This is a genomic window from Janibacter sp. CoH_79_TC_3 (assembly GCF_058197955.1).
Map to the genome: position 1 here is coordinate 1 of NZ_JBXWIV010000057.1, position 669 is coordinate 669.

Genomic DNA, 669 nt, shown 5'->3' on the forward strand with positions numbered 1-669 from the left:
GCTATCAATGACATCATTAAATATATTGAGCTTGAGTATAATGAGGAGCGACTAGCAAAGCACTGCTTTGCAGCGACCCAAGGCAAGAGCTATGCTTACAGTGGGACTAGAACCCAAAAGGGTTTGGGCTATAAAACACCAAAACAGATGTGGTTTGATTATACGAATTTGACGGCATAGATCAGTTGATTATCTGCTTATCTTGACGGACTTTAACGACAATGCAGTCCAGATAGACGCTACTTAAGGGCCTGTTCTGTCAAGCGGTGATGTCATCTAATATATTATCCGTGACTCTTGAAACCAAGCTACTTGAGATATCGACATCGTAGAGCTCTTTGATGGTATCAACAATCTCAGTCGTGGTTTGACCTTTGGCATAAAAAAAGATGATTTTATCGTCAAGACCTGAGATACGGGTTTGGTGCTTACTGACGAGTACAGGCTCGAAGCTGCCACCGCGGTCTCTTGGGGTGGAGATCTCAAGATCGCCTGTATCGCTACGGACGGTCTTATTAGTATGCCCATTACGCTTATTGGCCTTGTCTGCTTTTTCATGCTTGGGGTAGCCAAGATGGTCTTCCATCTCAGCATCTAAAGCAGTATCTAAAGCAGTATCTAAAGCAGTATCTAAAGCAGTATCTAAAGCAGTATCTAAAGCAGTATCTA

The 669-nt window shown here is 42.9% G+C and carries 2 protein-coding genes; one reads left to right on the forward strand and one right to left on the reverse strand.

The features are described 5' to 3' along the window. Nucleotides 1-180, forward strand: a 180-nt coding sequence (locus AC2FA3_RS15045) for a hypothetical protein (RefSeq protein WP_490510289.1), incomplete at its 5' end; no start/stop codon positions are given. 79 nt (nucleotides 181-259) lie between these two features. On the opposite strand, the gene AC2FA3_RS15050 is transcribed toward AC2FA3_RS15045, so the two are convergent. Then, nucleotides 260-669 (reverse strand): transposase (locus tag AC2FA3_RS15050; RefSeq protein WP_490510290.1); only part of this gene is annotated, 410 nt, incomplete at its 5' end.